The organism is Blautia sp. DFI.1.216 (genome assembly GCF_020594215.1).
GTDB classification, from domain to species: domain Bacteria; phylum Bacillota; class Clostridia; order Lachnospirales; family Lachnospiraceae; genus Blautia_A; species Blautia_A wexlerae.
The window spans coordinates 1-1,643 of the sequence record NZ_JAJDML010000126.1 but is presented as its reverse complement, the minus strand read 5'-3'; the positions used below and the strand labels follow the sequence as shown (position 1 = coordinate 1,643).

1 protein-coding gene is annotated in these 1,643 nt (G+C 40.5%); it reads left to right on the top strand.

Annotation, left to right across the window (positions count from 1 at the left end; genetic code table 11):
- The first annotated feature begins 269 nt into the window (after nucleotides 1-269).
- Nucleotides 270-1,508, top strand: a complete 1,239-nt coding sequence (locus tag LJE11_RS18980; protein WP_118247308.1) for an IS110 family transposase — start codon at nucleotides 270-272, stop codon at nucleotides 1,506-1,508.
- The last annotated feature ends 135 nt before the right edge of the window (nucleotides 1,509-1,643 follow it).

Genomic DNA, 1,643 nt, shown 5'->3' with positions numbered 1-1,643 from the left:
TCAACGAATCATGAAAGCTTATCTCAGCCTATAATGAAAATAGGATACTGACTCCACTACTTTTTTCACTTCTCTTTTTGCCTTACAATAGTCTTAGGCAGGATTAAGTTTGATTGCACCTTGGAGGATTTGCACCCCGTTTGTCAACGTAAATGATTTGCCCTTGAGCACAGCATATTGTCGCACCTTTTATGAATAGCACGAGTAGCAAAGTCCGTATTATCTCGGGCAAATCTCCTGCCAATTCTATAGTAAAGGAGTTGTTCTGTATGAAAGACCTTCTGGAAATTTCCTGTGGACTGGATGTCCACAAAGAAAAAATTGTTGCATGTATCCTGACTGGTCCTCTGGGCAAGCCAACCCGTTCTGAAATCCGTGAGTTTTCTACATTGATTCCGGATATGATAGCATTACGGAATTGGATCGTTTCTAAAAACTGCCATCATGTAGCTATGGAAAGCACCGGTATCTATTGGATGCCGATTTATGAAATACTGGAGGATGCTTTCTCTGGTGACATTACCCTGCTTGTTGTAAATGCACGCCATATGAAAAATGTTCCTGGCAAAAAGACCGATATGCGGGATTCCGAATGGATTTCCACCTTGCTTCGCGCCGGACTTCTGAACGGAAGTTTTATTCCCGAAAAAAGAATTCGGGAATTCCGCGATCTAAATCGTTACCGTAAGAGTGTCATCCGCGATATTACATCACAGAAGAACAGGATTGAGAAATTTTTACAAAGTTCCGGCTTCCGTCTATCATCCTTTATTTCTGATATTTTTGGCGCTTCGGGTAGAAACATCATTCTGCATTTAATTGAACATGGGCAGATTGATAAAACTGCTTTAGATTCTTGTCTCAAAACCAAGACCAGAAACCGTATTGATGAAATTCTCATGTCCGTGAACGGAACACTGTCAGAACACCAAAAGGCATTTTTAAGGATTCTCATGACTCATTACGATTCTTTAAAGAAACATCTTGCTGAAATTGAAACGAGTCTCGAGGAAGATATGGCTCCATTTGCCCTGCAGGTTGAGCAGTTGAATAGCATCTATGGAATAAGCACAACTGCTTCCTGTGCAATTATTGCTGAAATCGGTATTGATATGAAGCCGTTTAAAACTGCGGAACACATCTGCTCATGGGCCGGTTTGTGCCCAGGTAATAACGAAAGTGCTGGAAAACGAAAAAGCACCTCTGTCACAAAAGGCAATCCTTACATAAAAAGTATGCTCTGCGAAATTGCCTGGGTGATTGCAGGGAAACGCAACACTTATCTTTCGGCATGGTACTGGAGAATCAAACAGAAAAAAGGAGCCAAAAAAGCGATTGTCGCACTTGCCCGAAAACTTCTTGTCATCATCTACACAATGTTAAAACAAGGAACTCTATTTGACGAATCCTGTTTTGAAACAAGACGTAAGCACTGTGAACAAAAACAGCTTTCTCGTTATATACGGGAATTGGAAAAACATGGTTATCATGTGGAAGCTCAAAGCTAGCCTTTCTTAAATACGATCAATCTCTCACTACAGGCAGCCAATACTGTGACTGCTTTATAGTGATGCTTTCATAATTGTTGAAAACATTTGTTGTCAAGGTTCAGTTTTTGGCTACGAGTTTTATTTTCGTAGCAA